This window comes from Bradyrhizobium sp. BRP19 (assembly GCF_020194195.1).
GTDB lineage: Bacteria > Pseudomonadota > Alphaproteobacteria > Rhizobiales > Xanthobacteraceae > Bradyrhizobium > Bradyrhizobium yuanmingense.
In genome coordinates, this window is record NZ_JADYVZ010000003.1 from 688,295 (window position 1) to 704,015 (window position 15,721).

Here is a 15,721-nt window from a genome sequence, read left to right on the forward strand (position 1 = left end):
TTCGCTGTAAAATATCATTGCCTTTGAGGCGCTTAAGACAGAACAAACGCGCGAAGAAGCGGAGCTGTGGAGGACGAGGCCATGAGCATCGAGATCGACATATTGAACGGCGACGCCTCGTGGCCGAGGGCCGAGCCGCTATTTCAGGCGGTCTGGGCACCGCAGTTGGTCGCAGGCAAGCCCTGGGCTCATGTCAAATGGGCCAATGCCGATCTCCGCGTGCTGGTCGAGACGCCCGAGGATGGTCTCGTGTGCCATGTCGGCATCTACTTCCGCACCATCACCTGGAATGGACAGAAGGTTCATATCGGCGGCATCGGCGGCGTCTCGACGCGCGAGGACCAGCGCGGCCGTGGCTATGCGACCGTGGCGATCGACGCGGCGGTGCATACCATGCGCGCCAACGAGGCGGTTCGGTTCGCCCTACTGGTCTGCGAGCCGCACAATTTCGCGTTCTACGAGGCCCGGAGCTGGCTGCCGTTCAAAGGCGAGGTCTATTGCGAACAGCCGGAAGGGCGGATTCGGTTCACCTACATGGCGCCCTATGTCTTCCACATCGTGCGTGCGCCGACGCTGGGCACCATCGACCTATGCGGCCTGCCGTGGTGAGCCCTGCGTGAGCCAGGGCTGCGCCGGCCGGCTCATTCTCTTATAATATGTCGGTCATCATTTAATTTTCCGCCCGGTGAACATGACGATCGACGCCCCCGCAGATGCCGTCCCGCCGGTTGCGCCGGTCGCCTCCCCCATCGCGAGCCTCCTGACCGCGCCGATCCTGCCGACGCTGCTGCGGCTCGCGATCCCCAACATGATCGCGATGGTCGGCAGCACGCTCGTCGCAGTGGCTGAGACCTCCTATATCGGCCGGCTCGGCACCATCCCGCTCGCCGCGATCGCGCTGGTGTTTCCGTTCGCGATGCTGACGCAGATGATGAGCGCGGGCGCGATGGGCGGCGGCGTCTCGTCCGCAATCAGCCGCGCTCTCGGCGCAGGGGATCGCGACCGCGCCGCGACGCTGGCGCTGCATGCCGCCATCATCGGCCTTTGCGGCGGGCTGTTCTTCACGGTGATGATGCTCGCCTTCGGCCGCTCCTTCTTCGCGCTGCTCGGCGGACGCGAGCGCGTGCTCGAGGAGGCCAGCGGCTATTCGCAGGTGCTGTTCTCCGGCGCGGTCGCGATCTGGCTCGTCAACACGCTGGCCTCGGTGATCCGCGGTACCGGCGACATGCGCCTGCCTTCGATGATTCTGATCGGCGCGAGCGCGCTGCAGATCGTGCTCGGCGGCACGCTGGGGCTCGGCCTGTTCGGAGTGCCGCAATTCGGCATGCCGGGCGTGGCGAGCGGGCAGCTGATCGCGTTCAGCTGCGCGGCGATCTTCTTCATCTGGTATCTGTTGTCGGGGCGCAGCCGGCTGCCGCTGGATGTCCGCGCCTTTCATTTCGAGCGCGCGATGTTCCTGGACATTCTCAAAGTTGGCGCGGTGGCCTGCCTGTCGCCGCTGCAGACCGTGCTCACCATTCTGATCTTCACGAAGATCCTCGCGACCTTCGGCACCGAGATGCTGGCGGGCTACGGTATCGGCTCGCGGCTGGAATTTCTGCTGATCCCGATCACCTTCGCCTTCGGCATCGCCTCGGTGCCGATGGTCGGCATGGCGATCGGCGCCGGGCATGTGAAGCGCGCGCGGCGTGTCGCCTGGACCGCGGCTGCCGCCTCGGGACTCACGGTGGGGCTGATCGGTCTCGTCGTTGCGCTCGCGCCGTCACTGTGGGTCGGGCTCTTCACCCGCGATCCCGGCGTCACCGCCGCAGCGCACAGCTATTTCCACTGGGCCGGTCCGGCCTTCGTGTTCTTCGGCATGGGCGTGTCGCTTTACTTCTCCTCGCAAGGCGCCGCACGCGTCGGCGGGCCCGTGCTCGCCTCGACGGCACGGCTTCTGATCGTCGCGATCGGCGGCATCGGACTGATGACCGCGCAGGCTCCGGCCTGGACCCTGTTCGCGCTGGTCGGGGGCGCCATGGTCGTGTTCGGGCTTTCGACCGCCGCCTCGGTCGCATTCGCGCGCTGGGGCAAATGATCGCAGGCAAATAAGCGCCGGCAGATAAGCTCAGAGATGTGATTCCCTCGGGCGTTGCGCGCGCTCGATTTGCTGCTATGGAGTCGCCTCCATTCCAGGGCTCCTCTCCATGACATTCAGATTCGTCGCTCTCACCGTCATTCTGGCTGCGCTGATCGGTGCGCCTTCCGCCTATGCGCAGAGCGCCGACGGGACCTGGCTCACGCAGGCGGGCGATGCACGCGTCAAGATCAGCAAATGCGGCGGCGGCATCTGCGGCCACATCGTCTGGCTGCGCGAGCCCATGGACAGCGCGACCGGTCAGCCCGCCACCGACAGCAAAAATCCCAATCCCGCGCTCGCCAGGCGCCCGATGATCGGCCTGCCATTGTTCAGCGGCATGGAGCCGACGGGACCGAACAAATGGTCGGGCCAGATCTACAATGCGGACGACGGCAGCACCTATGCGAGCAACATCAGCCTGACTGGCGCGGACGCGCTGCGGGTCGAAGGCTGCGTCGGCGCGCTCTGCGGCGGTGAGACCTGGACGCGCGCGGGGCGCTAACCCGCTGCCATCATCGCCTTCAACGCCGTCGCCGCCGAGGCATAGCCGCCGCGCGCGCCGTCGATGAAATGGACGTGATCGCTGCGCAGCGCCGACGGCGCGAAGCAGGTCATCATCGCAGCGTCCTGCTGGTAGAGGCCGTAGCGCACGATGCCCTCGCGCGCAGCGGCTTTGAGACGATCGTTCAACGCGCGCTCGAGCTGCGGCGTGCAGTCCAGAATCATGCGCAGGCCGTCGTCGTATTTACGGAAGTCCGAGTTCTCGACCACCTGCCGCTTGTAGAGGCTGGGCACGAAACCGCCGATCTTGATGTCGAAGCGCATGATGAAATAGGCGAATAACGTATAGGCGAGTACGCTGGCTCTGCGCGCGAGCAGCGGACCCCCGCGCCTGGTTCGGGCCTCGAATTCCACGCCCTGCGGCGGCCATTTCAGCGGCGGCCCCTGCGGCGGCACCGGCCGGCCGCCCTCCGGGCTGCGCTCGACGAGATGAATGATGTCCTCGATCACCCTGCGGAAGGCCACCTGATCGACGCCGCGCGCCGGCATCACCAGCACCGACAGGATCAGGCCGCGCGCCGCCGGCATCACCTCGAAACGACACGACAGGCCCGAAAGGTCCGGCTGCGTGCCGGCGGGCGCCTCATCGACGGCAAACTCGCCGCGCTTCATCGCTGCGTCGGCCCACGCGAGCCCGCCGCCCGAAAACATCGCATAGGACAGGTTGGCCGACGGCCCGAACCGGGCGACGCGCACATCGAGGCCGTGTGTGCGAATGACGCTGACCGGCACCAAGGCGACGCGCAGGGTCAGATCGAGGTCTTCGCGCACCCAGGTCGCGGTCGCAGCCAGCGCCTGGCGGGCAAGCTCGACGTCGTCTGGCGCCACCGCGAAGCTGGCGCCGTCGCCGCCGAACACGAAGGGAAATTCCCGCCCCTGCAGCGCATTGGTCACCGCCGCGATCACGGCGGCACCGGCCATGTTCACGGCCTTGTAGCGCTGCGCCGCGATCGCCTTGGTCGAATCGACGATATCGGCAACACCGATGCTCCAGTCGTCCGGCAGCGGCGCATAAAGCGCAGGATCCATCAGGCTGGTGAAGCCTCGGAAGACGGGAATGCCGCCATAGAAGGACTCGCCTGAGCTCATCGGGATTGCCGGACTGTTGGAATGCGAAGCAAGATACGTGGCAGGATCGATCCGGGTTCGCTGGCTCGCGCCCCCTTTCGATCATTGGCCGAAAGTGGCCCGGACAACAAGATGCGGCCGCCTTGCAATGCCTCGGCGGGATCATTGATCGGCATCAAACGGCCATCCGGGGAGAGCGGCTATCGTCGGTCGGCTCCAAGGGGTTGCATGGGAAAATCGAGGTGTCCGACTTCAGCAGCAAGGACTCCACCTCTCCGGTCCGCCGGCGCACGGGTGTCGACCCGATCAGCGCGGTGAAGATGCCGGAAAGATTGACGGAGGCGGTCGATGCCTGGGCTGAAGCTCACCGCCTGACCCGCTCGGATGCGATCTGCAAGCTGATCGAGCTGGGGCTGAAGTTGGCACTCCCCGTCTCCGCGCCCGCGCACCCGGTCGTATCGGACGCGACCAAGATCGAAGAGATCGCAGTGCATGAGATCGAGTTACTGCTCGATCCGGCATTGCCGCCAGACGAGCGCGAGCGCCGCATTCGCCGCCTCACCGAAGGGCCGCCGGAATTTTCACACGAACGAATCGACCTGCCGAAGCAGCGGCCGTGAGCGGCTAGTGCAGCTTCTCGTCCTGACGCTTGCGCAGCTGGGATGCAGGGACGTCGTGGCAGCCGATCAGGCGCACGAATTGCTGCGGATACGCCTCGTGGCCGTGATCGCCGGAATTCTGATGCGACATCGGCGGGCAGCGGACCTCATCCGACTTCACACGCACCGGCTCTTTCAGGGCCCGGCTTGAAGCGGTCATGTCTGAAGTGGCCATCGACTGCTCCCCTTCGTTTAGGGCAGATCGATTGACGTAAACCAATCGATTGCGGGGCATCTTACGACCAAATCCGGCTGGCTGTCATTGCGCACGATCAACGCAATTGTGGCAGCCGGGTTCCGTCTACGCCGTGTTCCCGGCATCGATGGTGAACACGGTGCCGGTGACGTTGCGGCCGCCTTCGCCCAAAAGGTATTCCACCATGCGCGCGACGTCATCCGTCTCCGGCAGCCGGCGCAGCGCGCTGCGGCCCGCAATGCGCTTGCGGCCTTCCTCAGACAGATTGTGGGTGAGCTCGGTGTCGATGAAGCCCGGCGCGATCGCGTTCACGGTGATGCCGAGCTTGCCGACCTCACGGGCCAGCGAGCGGGTGAAGCCGGTCGCGGCGGCCTTGGTCGCGCCGTAGACGGAGAGGCCGTTATAGCCTGTCGTCGCGATGATCGAGGAGATGTTGATGATGCGCCCAGTGCCGTCGGCCATCATCTGGCGCGCCACATATTTGGTGAGGATGATCGGCGACAGCACGTTGAGCTGCACCAGCGCCTCGATCTCGGAATTGTGCATGGTGGCCAGCAGGCCTTCGGTGCCGAGACCGGCATTGTTGACGAGGCCGTAGATCGGGCCGAATTCGCCGCGCACGAGCTTTGCGAAGGCCGGGATTGCATCGATCACGGCAAGATCGCAGGCACGGAAATGCAGGCGCCCGTCGGCAGCTGCGATGGCCGCCTTGAGCTCTTCGCTTTCGCGCCGCGCCGCCGCGATGACGTTGAAGCCGGCCGCGACAAGGCGCTTGCCGATCGCAAGCCCGATGCCGCGGCTGCCGCCGGTGACGAGAACATTATGCATCGGTGCGCGCCAGTTTTCCGGCCGGGGTGACGTCGAGCGCCTCGACGAAGCGGAGGACCGCCGGCACCTTGTGGGATGCGAGCTGGGCGCGGCACAGATCCAGGATTTGGTCGCGGATCTCTTTAGCGCGCGCCGGATCGGTGCCCTCGGTGAGGATCACGTCCGCGACGACGATGCCGCCGGTGATCGGGCTCTTGCGCGACTTCGCGCGCGACATCCGCACATCCGGATGGCGGTTGATCACCGCCTCGATCTCCTCGGGGTGGACCTTCAGCCCGCCGATATTGATGATGCCGCCGCGCCGGCCGACGAAATAACAGCGGTTGCCGCGCAGCTCGACGATGTCGCCGCTGTCGACAAAGCCGTCGTCGTCGGTGAGCGCGGAGGCGTTGCGGCCGATATAGGCATGAGCCGTGCGCGTCGAGCGGATGCGCAGCGAGCCGTCGACGACTTTCATCTCGACGCCGTTGCGGTTGCCGAGATAGTCGGCCGGAAAGCCTTCCAGGCCGTCATTGACGGCGAACCCGACGCCGGCCTCGGTCGAGGCATAGGCATGGCCGACGGACGCATGGGGGAATGCCGCCTTCAGGCCGTCGAGCACGGCTTGGTCGGCGATCTCGCCGGAGAGACGGACGTAAGCCGGGGCGAACTGGGCGGCCGAGCCGCTCATCAGAAGCTTGCGCCAATGCGAAGGCGTGCCGGAGATATGCGAGACACCGCGCGCCTTCAGCCGCGCGACGTGATCGGCGAGCGCCTCACGGGGATCGGACAGCACCAACGAGCCGCCGGAGAGGATGGCACGGAGAAAGATTTGCAGGCCGCCATAGCGGCGGATGTCGTAGAACGTTGCCCAGACCGGTGCAGGTCGGCGCGATGGGCCTTCGGCGACGATCGCGCCGGTCAGCGCTTCCAGCGTATGGCCGGCGATCTTTGGCACCCCCGAGGTGCCCGAGGTGAGCATCAGCCATTCGGTGCCGCGCGCGGTCTTGGCCGGCGCGGCGGCTTGCGGGGGCAATTGCGCGGTGACGACCAGCGGCACGCCGGACGCCGCCCAGAGTTCGGGCTCGTCGGTGACGACGGCATCGATCCCGGCATCCGCGATCAAGGCGTCGAGATGCGCCGGGTTGAGGTCCGGCGGACACAACAGCATGCGGCGGGCGATGCCGTCGAGCTCGATCATGGCAAGGCCGGACCGGAGCTGGTCCGACAGCTTGAGCAGCACGGCACGGCCAGAGAGCTCGTGCAGCCGCCCGCCCAGAACAGTGTGCGACAGGATGCCCGTCAGCGATACGACATCATGCGCATCGGAGATGGTGCGGCCTTTCAGCTCCGCGCCAAGATGGTCGCGAAGTGCAAAGATCTCACGCGGGGACATTTTCGTAGGCCCGCACGAAATCGCCCACCGTGGCGGGGAACGCTGCGTCCTCGGAAATGGTGAAGGGATCGACGCCGGTCTCGTCCTCGAGGCGGGCGACCAGGATGGCGAAGGCGAGCGAGTCGAAGCCCGTCTCATGCAGGGACAGATCGTCCGAGAGGGCGGGAAGCGTGACGTGCTGCTCCTTGGCGATCTGCTGAATCGCTTCAATGACCTTTGACCTTACCGACATGGCTGGCTCGCTTTGTTATCGATCTCGTTGTTGCGGCGGCTCTTGCTGACCGCCTCCCCATCGCGGTCTGTTTACCCGACAGAAGTAAATGGCTTCTTGGACAATTCAGATAAAATTGGACCTATCTCTCGATTTTGGTTGCCCTACAGCCTGATCGTACCGCCCGAGATGGCCGCATATGTCTCCGCGTCCAGCGCGACGTAGACGCCGGATATCGGGTCGAGCATGAACAGCGGATCGGCGACCGCGGCCGGGTCAAATCCCTCGCGGGCGAGCTCGCCCTTCTTCTGCTTGAAGGTCTCGGTGGCGTCGAGCTCGCGCGAGATACGGATGAAGAGCGGGCGGGCGTAGACCGGCAGGCGTTGCGCGAGATGGGCGGGCAGCGCGCTGATGTCAAAGCCCTCGTTCACGACGATCGCGCTCATCCCGGCCCGGCCGTCGGCGCCGGGAATGCTGACGCCATAGGTGGCGGCATCGACGACGCCAATGAAATCGCGCACGGCATCGTTCACCTCGGAGGTCGCGACATTCTCGCCCTTCCAGCGGAACGTGTCGCCGATACGGTCGACGAAATGGAAAAATCCCTTGTCGTCCATCCGCATCAGATCGCCGGTGCGGAACCAGGCATCGCCCTTGACGAAGACGTCACGCAAGACTTTTTTCTCGGTCTCACCGGCATCGGTGTAGCCCTCGAAGCGCCCACCGCCCTCGTCCGCGGTGCCGATGCGGCCGATCGCTTCGCCGGCCTCGCCGCGGCTGCAGGCGATGCAGAAGCCCTCTTCATTGCGCAGCGGCGCGCCGCTATCGGGGTCAAGCTTGACGAGCCTGGCAGGAAAGCGGTGCGCGAGCAGCGCCGGGACGCGGCCGATCGCACCCGGCTGGCCCTCGACGTTGAACAGCGAGAAATTGCCTTCGGTCGCGGCGTAGAATTCGAGGATGCGCGGAATGGCGAAGCGCGCCTGGAAATCCTCCCAGATATCGCCGCGCAGCCCGTTGCCGCAGGCGAGCCGCAGGCGATGCCGATTCTCGTATTCCGAGGGCGCGGCCTTGAGCAGGTAACGGCAGAGCTCGCCGATATATTGAAACAGCGTGCAGTCGTGCCGGACGATGTCGGACCAGAAATGCGAGGCCGAGAATTTCTCGGCGATCACTACCGAACCGCCGGCGGCCAGAATGCTGCACGGCGCGACGATGCCGCCGACCGAATGGAACAGCGGCAGACAATCGTAGAGCCGATCCTGCGGCGTCGCGCCGGTGAGGCCAGCGAACCAAAACCCCCAATTCAGGATGCGGCGGTGGCTGATGCTGGCCGCTTTCGGCAGGCCGGTGGTGCCGGAGGTGTAGATCAGCAGCGCACGGTCGTCGATGGTGACCTCGCCATGCTCCTCCGGCGATAGCGGGCCGTCGTCGAGAACGGCAAGCGCGACGTCGATCGCACGTTCGCTGCGGCTATCGCCATGCGTCCAGACTTTTGCCGCCGTCTTCAGATGAGGTGCCGCGCTGTCCAGCATCCCCGCTAGCTCATGCGCAACGATGACATGCATCGGCTTCGCGACATCAAGGCAGTGCGCGAGCGATTGCCCGACGAGCTTGGTGTTGATCAGTGCGACCACGCCGCCGACGCGGCTGATGCCGAGCCAGGCCGCGATATAATCGATGCCGTTCGGCATGATCAGCGCAACGGTATCGCCCTTGGACAGGCCGAGCGAGCGCGCCCAGCGGGCGTAGCGATTGATCCTCTTCGAGAGGCCTTCGTAATCGAGGCTTGCCTCGTCCGCCACCAGAGCAACGCGGTTAGGCTGGCGCTGCGCCCAATCGTCGACGACGTCGGCGAACAGGCGGCCCGGCAGCGTTTCGATCCGCGCGGTGAGCTCGATCGCCCTCAACCAGATCTTGGAAGCCGACGGTGCGCGCGCGGCTTTCGGCTTCTCGATGACGCCGGTGGTCATATTGTTTACTCTTTCGGGCGGTCTGCGGTTTCCGGCAGTTTAGCCCGCGCGCCCTGACCCAGGCGTTAAGAGACAAGGTAAAACCCGGTTAGGGCGCGATTAACTGTCGGCAGCGCGCAGCCAAGGTCGCACCCGCCGGCAGCGCGCCGACGGGTGTGACCAGGTCGAAAGAGCGATGAATACAGAATTCCCGGCCTTGGTCCCGTTCGCCTCAGTGCACCTTCTTGGGACGCCGGCGCGGCGGCGGCGATTCGTTGAAGGCGTAATAGGGATTGAGGTCGCAGGTCGCGGCAAGGCCCGACGCCGTGGCGCGGCACTGCTCCAACGAGGTGAACGAGCAGTCGAAATAGTCACTGCCTCCGCCACCAGGGCCGCCACCGACGTAGCGGTGCATGCAGACGGGATAGGCCGGATCGTATCGCTGCGCGCTGGCATCCGCTGCGCCCAGCAGCGTGAAGACCGCGGTAAGAGTGAGGAATGACAAGCGCATGGGAAATCCTCGAACTGGTGACGTCGCTTCATATGACACAACATCTCGCCGTCCGCGACTGTTCCTGAGACCTGATGACGTCAAGGTGAGTGAGACGCGCAGCGCCAGAGGCGTTGCGCGATCAGCGATCTGACAACCTGGCGGTCCGAATGATGCTGCGAGGCAGCGCTAGCCGCCGAGCCCCTGCAACACCAGCCGGTTCAGCCGTGCCGCGAACGCCGCCGGGTCTTCCGGCAATTCGCCGTCCAGGATCTGCGCCTGCTCGAGCAGAAGCAGGCTGATATCGTCGACGACTGTCGAGCCAGCCTGCGCCTTGGTGACCGCGGTGACCAGCGGATGGCGCAAATTGATCTCGAGGATCGGCTTGGTCTTCATGCCGCGGTTCTGCTGCGACAAGATGCGCTCGAGCTCGCGGCTCGGACCCTGGCTGTCGGCGACGAGGCAGGAGGCCGAGCTGGTCAGGCGCGTCGAGACCTTGACGTCGCTGACGCGCTCGCCCAGCGCGGCCTTGATCACCGCGATGGTGGCTGCTTCGTCCGCAGCCGGCTCGTCCTTCTTCGCCTCGTCCTTATCGTCGATACGCGGAATCAAATCGAGATTGAGATCGCCCTGGCTCAGCGACTTCAGCGGCTTGCCTTCGAAATCCGAGGGCATCGAGGTCCAGAACGCGTCGACGGGATCCGACAGCAGCAGCACCTCGATGCCGCGCGCGGTCGCAGCTTCCAGCCGCGGATTGGACTTCAGCCGCTCAATGCTGTCGCCGACGAGATAATAGATCTCGGTCTGGTTCGGTTTGAAATCGGCGATGACCTGCTTCAGCGACCGCTTCTCGCCCGACGTGGTGGTGAAGCGCGACAGTGCGAGCAGCTTTTCGCGCCGCTCGAAATCCTCGTAGATGCCTTCCTTCAGCACCGGGCCGAAGGCGTCCCAGATCTTGGCAAAATTCTCGGGGTCCTTGTCGGCAAGGCTTTCGAGCTCGGACACCACACGCGTCGCCACCGCCTTGCGGATCTGCGCCAGCTGCGGATTGTTCTGGAGCATCTCGCGCGAAATGTTGAGCGGAAGATCCTCGCTGTCGACCACGCCGCGGATGAAGCGCAGGTACCCCGGCAAGAGGTCGGCATCGTCGGTGATGAAGACGCGCCGGACGTAGAGCTTCACGCGGCCCTTGCGGTTCGGCTCGAACAGGTCGAACGGCTTGGTCGAGGGCGCGAACAGCAGCACGGCGTAGGAGTAACGTCCTTCCGCGCGGTAGTGCAGCGTCATCGCGGGATCGTCGAAGGCAGAGGCGATCTGCTGATAGGCCTTCTTGTAATCGTCAGCCGTGAGCTCGGATTTGGAGCGCTGCCACAACGCGCTCGCCGAATTGATCTGTCGCGGCTCGCCGTCTTCGGGCACGAGCTCAATCGGAAACAGGATGTTGTCGGAATAGGCGGTGACGATACGCTCGATCTCGTAGGTCTCGAGATATTTCTTGGAATCGTCCTTCAGGTGCAGGACGATCTCGGTGCCGCGCGTCAGGCGCGCCGCTTCCTCGTCGCTGGCACGGGCGATCTCGAAGCCGGAGCCGCCGGAGGACGTCCAGGTCCACACATCGCTCTCGCCGGCGCGGCGGCTGATCACGACGATCTTCTCTGCGACCATGAAGGCGGAATAGAAACCGACGCCGAACTGGCCGATCAGGCCGAGCCCATCCTTGGCCTCTTTCAATTTGGATACGAACGCCTTGGTGCCGGAGCGGGCGATGGTGCCGAGATGGTCGATCAGCTCCTGCCGCTCCATGCCGATGCCGTTGTCGGCGATCGTGAGCGTCTTGGCCGTCTTGTTCGGGATGATGCGGATCTTGAGTGCGTCGCCTTCGCCCAGAAGGGCGGGACTGGCGATGGCCTCGTAGCGCAGCTTGTCGCAGGCATCGGAGGCGTTGGAAATGAGCTCGCGGAGGAAGATGTCGGTTTCCGAATAGACGGAGTGCACCATCAGGTGCAGCAGTTCGGAAACTTCGGCCTGGAAAGGCTGCGTATGCACAGCCGTATCTGACGTCGTCATGCGCTTACCCGGTCAAACAAAAGGGAGGGAACCCGGATATAGCGCGAGGCAATGGCGGATCAAGAGGATGTGAAGTCTGGGTCCGCCAAACCACCCCTCGCGGAGAGGGGGTCAGGTCACGCAGCGGCCGGGCTGGAGCAGCCTTGCGACCTCGGTCAGGGAGCTGACCATCGGCTCACAGGCGATCGTCGGCTTGTTGCGAGGCTTCTTCTGGTTCTGGAGCAGCACCGGCGTCTTGGCATTGCCGGTCTCGATCACGGCGGGGACCCGCAGCAGCACCGACGTATCGGCGAGGTCGTTCAGCCGCATCGAGACGGTACGGGTGGGAACGGCTGCGGGTTTGATCTCTGCAAGCCGGTCTGCCTTGGCGGTGCGGTTGACGTTGTGACCCACCGCGACGGTGGAACCGTGGCTGGGGAGGTCGGCGACCGCCTGCCAGCGGTCTGCGAGATCATGCCCGGAGGCCAGTTGCACGGCACCGAGGGTGGCGACGACCGCAATTGCGCTCAAAAAAACCTTTTGAATCTGTGACATGGCTGCCGATCCCTCGCCCCATGGCGGGCACGGGAACAACGCCGCCGCAGGATCGGGGGTTCTCGACAGCTACGATCACTTAACCGTGTGCGAAAAATGCAGCAGACGGCAAAATATTTCGCGCGCCTTGGAACGACTTTCGCGCACAGGAGTCGTCTCAGCAGCCGGCTATTCCCCCCTGCCCCATAAGCCGGCGACGTAGGGCGCGACTGTGGTGATGCCAGTCGCGCCTTACTTTTATCTGGGGCCTACTTCGCCTTTCCTGCCAGCCACTCCCGGCCCTCGCCATAGAGCTTCTCGACCTCGGGGCCGATCAGGCCCGGCATGTCGCGCTTCACCTTGTAGCCGATCAGCTCCTGCATGTAGGCGAGGTGGCGGTAGCCCTCGGGGAGTGCAGCCAGCGCATCCTGGTCGAGCCGAAGCGTCGCGGCGGGATCGACCGGGTCGATGCGGTCCTTCTCGTAGATGGGCTGGCGGCGGACGATGCCCCATTTGCCGATACCTGATGGGTCGTCCCGCTTCTCCAGGAAATCGTAGAAGCGTCCGGTGCAGACGACGTCGCAGAGCACGTCGTGCACGAGGCCGCGCTGCGAGATGGTCATCTTGGTCTGCGCGATCGCTCGCGCACCCGCAAGATCGATGCTGGTGCCGCCGAGGAAATGCAGGATGCGCACGCCCCTGGCAAAACCCTCCTGGCTGACCCGCATGAAATCCCGGGCCGGCCCCTGAAACCAGGTCGCGGACATCCAGCCTTCTTCGTGCCAAACCGTGGCAAAGCGCTCCCAGTCGCCGGCATCGCGCCACACCGCCCAGTTCTCGACGAGATCGCGGATGGCGAGACGATCGAGGAGTTGCTGGTCCATGGGCACGTCTCCGATTGGCGTGGTCGCACGCGCAGCTGCTACATGAGCTATGGGCGGCGAAATTCAGCGCCCGTCAAGCGGGCCGGCGGCATGAAAAAAATCCGGCGTGCCTTGGGCACGCCGGACTTCGCTATTGGGACGGCCGCAGGCGCCTTGTTAAGCCGCAGGCGCTTTGGGCGTGCGATTGCGCGAGTTGCGCTGGAAGAACAGGGCCTGGCTCGCCACCGCCGATACCATCGCGGGCTGGAACGGCTTTGAGATCAGGAACGCCGGCTCGGGACGCTCGCCGGTGAGGAAGCGCTCCGGATAGGCCGTGATGAACACCACCGGCACCTCGAAGGTGCGCAGGAGCTCGTTAACGGCGTCCAGGCCGGACGAGCCGTCGGCAAGCTGGATATCGGCAAGGATCAGGCCGGGCCGCTTGTTCTTGGCCAGCGCCACCGCATCGGCATGGGTGCGCGCGACGCCGACGACGTTGTGGCCGAGATTCTTCACCAGGCTCTCGAGGTCCATGGCGATGAAGGTCTCGTCCTCGATGATCAGCACGTCGGTGGCGATCTCGGCGGCCATCTCGCGTCCGGCTGCGTCCGCAAGACGGCGCGTCTCGGCAACATCGGTGCCGAGAATGAAGGCGACTTCCTCTTCCGAAAAGCCCTCGAGCGAGAGCAGCAGGAAGGCTTGGCGCGGCAGCGGGGTGATGTTCGACAGCCGCCGTTCCGGCGGCATCGGCAAGGTCGTCACCTCGGCATCGTCGTTGATCGAGACTGAATTCCAGATCTGGGTGAAGAGCCGGAACAGGCCGGCCCGGGGCCCATGGTTCTCGTCGAGCACCGACGGATCGCCCAGCATGGCTTCCAACATGGCGGCGACATAGGCGTCACCGGAGGCCTGGCTGCCTGTCAGAGCCCGCGCGTACCTGCGCAACAACGGCAAGTGTTCAGCAACTACCTGTGAACGGGACATCCCCACTCCATTCGTCTTTGGGCCAACCTTGAGGTCCAATCCTGAGGTCAGGCATCACGCGGGGGGCCCAGGTTCCCCTGCTGGGCTGTCTACGCCTCACGACAACAAAAGTTCCGCCGAGCTGGGAACTTTTTGGCGCAGCTGGAATTGTGCCTATCCAGGGAACGGCTCCCGGTTGAGAAAACTTCTCGATTTTACAGTCACTTAACTCGGGGAAACGTGGAACAGGTCATGAAAGATCTCAAGTCTCAAGCCAGCAGAAGCACGACCCCCGGCAAGGGAGGCCTGACTCCGGAGATTCAATCCCGGATCGGGCACCAGTTGCGCGCCATGTACGACGATGTCGTGCGACAGGGGGTTCCGGATCGGTTCGCAGAACTGATCAAGAAGCTTGATGCGCCGGGAGCGTCACCCCACGTAGAAAATGAGGGCGGATCCAACGACAACAACAATGGGAGGGATTAATGCCTCTCACGGACTCCCTGCGTAACGACATCTTGGCGGCCGTGCCTAGTCTGCGCGCCTTCGCCATCTCGCTCAGCGGCAATGCGGACCGCGCCGACGATTTGGTCCAGGAGACGCTGCTGCGTGCGCTCGCCAACATCGACTCGTTCCAGCCCGGCTCCAACCTGCCGGCTTGGCTATTCACGATCCTGCGCAATTTGTTCCGGTCGGACTATCGCAAGCGGCGGCGCGAGGTCGAAGATGCCGAGGGCAATTACGCCAAGACGCTGAAGACCCAGCCCTCGCAGAATGCGCACCTCGAATTCGAGGAGTTTCGCACCGCGCTCGACAAGCTTCCGCAGGATCAGCGTGAAGCCTTGATCCTGGTCGGCGCGTCCGGCTTCTCCTATGAGGACGCGGCCTCGATCTGCGGCTGCGCAGTCGGCACCATCAAGAGCCGCGTGAACCGCGCCCGCTCGAAGCTCGCCGCGCTGCTCTATGTCGACGGCGCCGAGGATTTTGGGCCTGACGAGACCGTGCGGGCCGTGATCGGCGGCAGCGGCGGCTGACCGCCGCCGTCAATCGCACCGGAACGAGACGAAGACGGCCGCTTCCACGGCTGTCTTCGCGCGCGATGCGTCCGGCTTACGTCGCGATCACACATCCACGAATGTTGCGGTCTCGGCCACGCTCGCCCGCGAGGTGCGGTAGCTGTTGACCTTGTGCGCATGGTCCGCATAGCCGAACGAGATGCCGCAGACGACACGGCGGTCATCGGGCAGATCGAAGTGGCGGCGGATCAGGCCGGAATGCCGCGCCAGCGCGGCCTGCGGAATGGTGCCGAGCCCGAGCGCCTGCGCCGCCAGCACGAAGTTGGAGACATAGGCGCCGCAATCGATCGCACCGTAGATGCCGAGCGGCTCGTTGGTGTGGATGATGGCGACATGCGGTGCGCCGAAGAAATTGTAGTTCTCCAGCGCCTGCTTGGCATAGGCCGCCTTGTCGCCGCGGGCGATGCCGAGCGTGTTGTAGAGCTGGAAGCCGCTCTCGCGGCGGCGATCGAGATAGACCCCGACATATTCGCGCGGTGGCGTGAAGTCGTAGTCATCGCCGAGGCCCTTCGAGGCCTCCGCGTAGATCGCCTTGCGAAAGCGCTCCTTGGCCTCGCCGCTGGCGATGATGACCTGCCAGGGCTGGCTGTTGCACCAGGACGCCGTGCGCTGCGCGGTCGCCAGCACATGCTCGATGGTGGCGCGATCGACCTCCTTGGGGAGAAATGCGCGAACGGAGTAGCGCTCGTTGAGGAGCTCTTCGAGCACCCCGATGCGGTCGTTCTGTCTCACTTGTGCGTCCATCACTCAGCTCGCCCTTTTTTCTTTTGGTTGGGCAGAGGC

Annotated in this window: 18 protein-coding genes; 6 read left to right on the forward strand and 12 right to left on the reverse strand. The window is 64.7% G+C overall.

Annotated features, from left to right (window positions below; translation table 11 throughout):
* Nucleotides 1-81: 81 nt before the first annotated feature.
* The 3 genes from I6F36_RS13540 (at nucleotide 82) to I6F36_RS13550 (ending at nucleotide 2,621) form a co-directional block, all read left to right on the forward strand.
* On the forward strand, nucleotides 82-609 hold the full coding sequence (locus I6F36_RS13540) for a GNAT family N-acetyltransferase (protein WP_225126500.1): 528 nt from the start codon (nucleotides 82-84) through the stop codon (nucleotides 607-609).
* Between the two features lie 82 nt (nucleotides 610-691).
* Complete coding sequence (locus I6F36_RS13545; RefSeq protein WP_035997689.1) at nucleotides 692-2,077, forward strand: MATE family efflux transporter; 1,386 nt, start codon at nucleotides 692-694, stop codon at nucleotides 2,075-2,077.
* Nucleotides 2,078-2,186: 109 nt separating this feature from the next.
* Nucleotides 2,187-2,621 carry a DUF2147 domain-containing protein gene (locus I6F36_RS13550; protein WP_035997687.1) on the forward strand — a complete coding sequence of 145 codons (435 nt, stop codon included), beginning with the start codon at nucleotides 2,187-2,189 and terminating at the stop codon, nucleotides 2,619-2,621.
* Here I6F36_RS13550 and I6F36_RS13555 read toward each other — a convergent pair.
* Complete coding sequence (locus tag I6F36_RS13555; RefSeq protein ID WP_225126502.1) at nucleotides 2,618-3,769, reverse strand: DUF3095 domain-containing protein; 1,152 nt, start codon at nucleotides 3,767-3,769, stop codon at nucleotides 2,618-2,620. The two genes, I6F36_RS13550 and I6F36_RS13555, sit on opposite strands and share 4 nt — an antisense overlap.
* Before the next feature lie 221 nt (nucleotides 3,770-3,990).
* Here I6F36_RS13555 and I6F36_RS13560 point away from each other — a divergent pair, with 221 nt between their 5' ends.
* A complete protein-coding gene (locus I6F36_RS13560; RefSeq protein ID WP_057028574.1) occupies nucleotides 3,991-4,368 on the forward strand; it encodes a hypothetical protein in 378 nt (125 codons plus the stop codon).
* A gap of 4 nt (nucleotides 4,369-4,372) precedes the next feature.
* Here I6F36_RS13560 and I6F36_RS13565 read toward each other — a convergent pair whose 3' ends face one another.
* From I6F36_RS13565 to I6F36_RS13610, 10 genes are all read right to left on the reverse strand, one after another.
* Nucleotides 4,373-4,582 (reverse strand): hypothetical protein, encoded by a 210-nt coding sequence (locus I6F36_RS13565; protein WP_035997682.1) that lies wholly within the window; start codon nucleotides 4,580-4,582, stop codon nucleotides 4,373-4,375.
* Nucleotides 4,583-4,708: 126 nt separating this feature from the next.
* Nucleotides 4,709-5,431: an SDR family NAD(P)-dependent oxidoreductase gene (locus tag I6F36_RS13570; RefSeq protein ID WP_225171582.1), complete on the reverse strand. Its 723-nt coding sequence runs from the start codon at nucleotides 5,429-5,431 to the stop codon at nucleotides 4,709-4,711.
* Nucleotides 5,424-6,806, reverse strand: coding sequence for a class I adenylate-forming enzyme family protein (locus I6F36_RS13575; RefSeq protein ID WP_225126506.1), 1,383 nt, complete (start codon nucleotides 6,804-6,806; stop codon nucleotides 5,424-5,426). The genes I6F36_RS13570 and I6F36_RS13575 overlap by 8 nt, the downstream gene beginning before the upstream one ends.
* Complete coding sequence (locus tag I6F36_RS13580) at nucleotides 6,793-7,038, reverse strand: acyl carrier protein (RefSeq protein WP_015688794.1); 246 nt, start codon at nucleotides 7,036-7,038, stop codon at nucleotides 6,793-6,795. Before I6F36_RS13580 ends, I6F36_RS13575 begins: the two co-directional genes overlap by 14 nt.
* A gap of 143 nt (nucleotides 7,039-7,181) precedes the next feature.
* Nucleotides 7,182-8,987, reverse strand: coding sequence for a long-chain-acyl-CoA synthetase (locus tag I6F36_RS13585; protein ID WP_036021317.1), 1,806 nt, complete (start codon nucleotides 8,985-8,987; stop codon nucleotides 7,182-7,184).
* A gap of 211 nt (nucleotides 8,988-9,198) precedes the next feature.
* Nucleotides 9,199-9,477 (reverse strand): DUF3551 domain-containing protein, encoded by a 279-nt coding sequence (locus tag I6F36_RS13590; RefSeq protein ID WP_035997672.1) that lies wholly within the window; start codon nucleotides 9,475-9,477, stop codon nucleotides 9,199-9,201.
* 168 nt (nucleotides 9,478-9,645) lie between these two features.
* A complete protein-coding gene (htpG, locus tag I6F36_RS13595; protein ID WP_225126507.1) occupies nucleotides 9,646-11,523 on the reverse strand; it encodes a molecular chaperone HtpG in 1,878 nt (625 codons plus the stop codon).
* Between the two features lie 111 nt (nucleotides 11,524-11,634).
* Entirely contained in the window at nucleotides 11,635-12,057 is a 423-nt protein-coding gene (locus I6F36_RS13600) for a hypothetical protein (protein WP_036021311.1), read from the reverse strand.
* 248 nt (nucleotides 12,058-12,305) lie between these two features.
* Nucleotides 12,306-12,920, reverse strand: coding sequence for a nuclear transport factor 2 family protein (locus I6F36_RS13605; RefSeq protein WP_057028231.1), 615 nt, complete (start codon nucleotides 12,918-12,920; stop codon nucleotides 12,306-12,308).
* A 156-nt stretch (nucleotides 12,921-13,076) separates the two neighbouring features.
* Nucleotides 13,077-13,883, reverse strand: coding sequence for a response regulator (locus I6F36_RS13610; protein WP_035997648.1), 807 nt, complete (start codon nucleotides 13,881-13,883; stop codon nucleotides 13,077-13,079).
* A 231-nt stretch (nucleotides 13,884-14,114) separates the two neighbouring features.
* On the opposite strand from I6F36_RS13610, the gene I6F36_RS13615 reads away from it, so the two are divergent.
* A complete protein-coding gene (locus I6F36_RS13615; RefSeq protein ID WP_025032292.1) occupies nucleotides 14,115-14,348 on the forward strand; it encodes a NepR family anti-sigma factor in 234 nt (77 codons plus the stop codon).
* Complete coding sequence (locus tag I6F36_RS13620) at nucleotides 14,348-14,896, forward strand: sigma-70 family RNA polymerase sigma factor (RefSeq protein WP_018316216.1); 549 nt, start codon at nucleotides 14,348-14,350, stop codon at nucleotides 14,894-14,896. Before I6F36_RS13615 ends, I6F36_RS13620 begins: the two co-directional genes overlap by 1 nt.
* 87 nt (nucleotides 14,897-14,983) lie before the next feature.
* Here I6F36_RS13620 and I6F36_RS13625 read toward each other — a convergent pair whose 3' ends face one another.
* Nucleotides 14,984-15,682 (reverse strand): nitroreductase, encoded by a 699-nt coding sequence (locus I6F36_RS13625; RefSeq protein ID WP_035997645.1) that lies wholly within the window; start codon nucleotides 15,680-15,682, stop codon nucleotides 14,984-14,986.
* Between the last annotated feature and the right edge of the window lie 39 nt (nucleotides 15,683-15,721).

Bases quoted from the DNA above. Each gene is read 5' to 3' on its own strand.
- I6F36_RS13610 (WP_035997648.1), bottom strand. From the start codon at position 13,883: ATGTCCCGTTCACAGGTAGTTGCTGAACACTTGCCGTTGTTGCGCAGG.
- I6F36_RS13555 (WP_225126502.1), bottom strand. From the start codon at position 3,769: ATGAGCTCAGGCGAGTCCTTCTATGGCGGCATTCCCGTCTTCCGAGGC.
- I6F36_RS13590 (WP_035997672.1), bottom strand. From the start codon at position 9,477: ATGCGCTTGTCATTCCTCACTCTTACCGCGGTCTTCACGCTGCTGGGC.
- I6F36_RS13615 (WP_025032292.1), top strand. From the start codon at position 14,115: ATGAAAGATCTCAAGTCTCAAGCCAGCAGAAGCACGACCCCCGGCAAG.
- htpG (WP_225126507.1), bottom strand. From the start codon at position 11,523: ATGACGACGTCAGATACGGCTGTGCATACGCAGCCTTTCCAGGCCGAA.
- I6F36_RS13540 (WP_225126500.1), top strand. From the start codon at position 82: ATGAGCATCGAGATCGACATATTGAACGGCGACGCCTCGTGGCCGAGG.
- I6F36_RS13545 (WP_035997689.1), top strand. From the start codon at position 692: ATGACGATCGACGCCCCCGCAGATGCCGTCCCGCCGGTTGCGCCGGTC.
- I6F36_RS13585 (WP_036021317.1), bottom strand. From the start codon at position 8,987: ATGACCACCGGCGTCATCGAGAAGCCGAAAGCCGCGCGCGCACCGTCG.
- I6F36_RS13605 (WP_057028231.1), bottom strand. From the start codon at position 12,920: ATGGACCAGCAACTCCTCGATCGTCTCGCCATCCGCGATCTCGTCGAG.
- I6F36_RS13625 (WP_035997645.1), bottom strand. From the start codon at position 15,682: ATGGACGCACAAGTGAGACAGAACGACCGCATCGGGGTGCTCGAAGAG.
- I6F36_RS13575 (WP_225126506.1), bottom strand. From the start codon at position 6,806: ATGTCCCCGCGTGAGATCTTTGCACTTCGCGACCATCTTGGCGCGGAG.
- I6F36_RS13580 (WP_015688794.1), bottom strand. From the start codon at position 7,038: ATGTCGGTAAGGTCAAAGGTCATTGAAGCGATTCAGCAGATCGCCAAG.
- I6F36_RS13570 (WP_225171582.1), bottom strand. From the start codon at position 5,431: ATGCATAATGTTCTCGTCACCGGCGGCAGCCGCGGCATCGGGCTTGCG.
- I6F36_RS13565 (WP_035997682.1), bottom strand. From the start codon at position 4,582: ATGGCCACTTCAGACATGACCGCTTCAAGCCGGGCCCTGAAAGAGCCG.
- I6F36_RS13550 (WP_035997687.1), top strand. From the start codon at position 2,187: ATGACATTCAGATTCGTCGCTCTCACCGTCATTCTGGCTGCGCTGATC.
- I6F36_RS13620 (WP_018316216.1), top strand. From the start codon at position 14,348: ATGCCTCTCACGGACTCCCTGCGTAACGACATCTTGGCGGCCGTGCCT.
- I6F36_RS13600 (WP_036021311.1), bottom strand. From the start codon at position 12,057: ATGTCACAGATTCAAAAGGTTTTTTTGAGCGCAATTGCGGTCGTCGCC.